Origin of the sequence: Rhodovulum strictum, assembly GCF_009649175.1 — a bacterium.
Classification (GTDB): Bacteria; Pseudomonadota; Alphaproteobacteria; order Rhodobacterales; family Rhodobacteraceae; genus Rhodovulum; species Rhodovulum strictum.
Genome location: NZ_WJPO01000071.1, coordinates 1 through 1,511, shown reverse-complemented (window position 1 = coordinate 1,511; position 1,511 = coordinate 1). Strand labels below are relative to the sequence as shown.

Below are 1,511 nucleotides of genomic sequence, written 5' to 3'. Positions count from 1 at the left end.
GCTACGACCGATGCGCCAAGACCTTCCTTTCCGCCATCGCCCTCGCCGCAACCGTCCTGTTCTGGCTTTGACGATCAGTGAGTCTGGAGCCTAAGGGCAGCCCATATGGAGACCTTCGACTCTTTCGCATTGGGGGCTAACACGCGCATCAAAGTCTATTCAGGAAAAAACTATACTGGAGAATTGCTGGCGGACTTTCATGGACCAATTGTAAGATGCAATGGTTATGTCGCCACCTACATGTTGTTCTACTCCACTCTTACAGATGACTGGAGTTCATCCGGATCTTTGTTCCAACAGTTCCCGCCTTCAACAAGGGGATACATAGGCGAGATAGGGGGGGCAGTCCCTGGCCCTGGAGCACTCTTGTGGAACTGGGCAGATGGAAGCATCAAAGTAACATGTGACTGATGCCGGCAAGATCCTCGTTTGCCTGTCGACTCCCGAACACCGTCGCAGTGATCTCATCAGCTCCTCGCAGCCGCCGACGGCGGTCTGTTACTCCCGAGACCTCGCCTATCTGATGCAAGATCCCGTCTTGCGTTTGGAAATCGCGGGAGCTATGACCGCGAACGGCGAAGCGCCATCTGTCGAGCTTCCAGCCTCCTTCTTGATCCGAGCCCAGCCCCCGCGGCTGGTGTCTCTGGCGTTATGATGAGGCAACCATGATCCCCTGGCCACGGCGAAGGGCGCGCCGAAAGCCAGGAAGAAGAAGCCGGAGTTGGCCCTCGGGACGTTCGCGGAGAGCGGCACCGTGCTTGGCGTTCTGGAACTGAAGGGCAAGGCGCTGATCCTGCAGGTGAACTCCAAGGAGCGTGCCGCACGGGGCGAGGCCTTGGTCAGGAAAGCCGCAGGCGATCTCTTGCGCCCGCCGCTGACCACGATTCAGACGGTCGATCAGGCGATGCGCGACCGCGACGCCCGCGGGGGGCAGTCAAACGACGCGGACGAGATCCCACCAGAGATCGCCCGCCAGATCATGCAGGAGCACTTCGACCGACACTACCGGGCCACGCTCGACCAGCCGATCCCGGCCCTCGGCGGCAAGACCCCGCGGCAAGCGGTTCGAAGTGCCGCCGGACGCAAGAAGGTCGTGGAGTGGCTGAAACTGCTTGAGAACAACAGCGCGAAGGCCGAGGGGACGCCCATGGCCGAATACGATTTCTGCTGGATGTGGGAGGAACTGGGCGTGCTGGAGGAAAGGCGGTAGCAATTTGGTCGGCATTGGCGTTGAAGGCGGCCCAGAGCCGCCAGTCGGGATTGTGCCTACGCCGCAGCGCGGCTTCCCTGAAGCGGTCGGTCATGTTCTGGCGCAGCAAGATCAGCGGACGAATGTCAGCAGTGTGGACTAAGCAGCCGCTCAAGCATCTTGCGCTCTCGGCCCGAACCTGCCGCTTGATCAGCAGGATGGTCGCTTCCGCTCTCGGCCCAATTGTAAGCGCAGCCTGACCACCCTTCGGCTTGCCGCGTGACTATTCAGCGAAGTTCCAGGGCATAAGCTCGGCGATATC

1 protein-coding gene is annotated in these 1,511 nt (G+C 60.4%); it reads left to right on the top strand.

The genetic code is table 11. From position 1 onward, the window contains the following. Nucleotides 1-721 precede the first annotated feature (721 nt). Nucleotides 722-1,210 (top strand): hypothetical protein, encoded by a 489-nt coding sequence (locus tag GH815_RS18640; protein WP_246176541.1) that lies wholly within the window; start codon nucleotides 722-724, stop codon nucleotides 1,208-1,210. Nucleotides 1,211-1,511 lie beyond the last annotated feature (301 nt).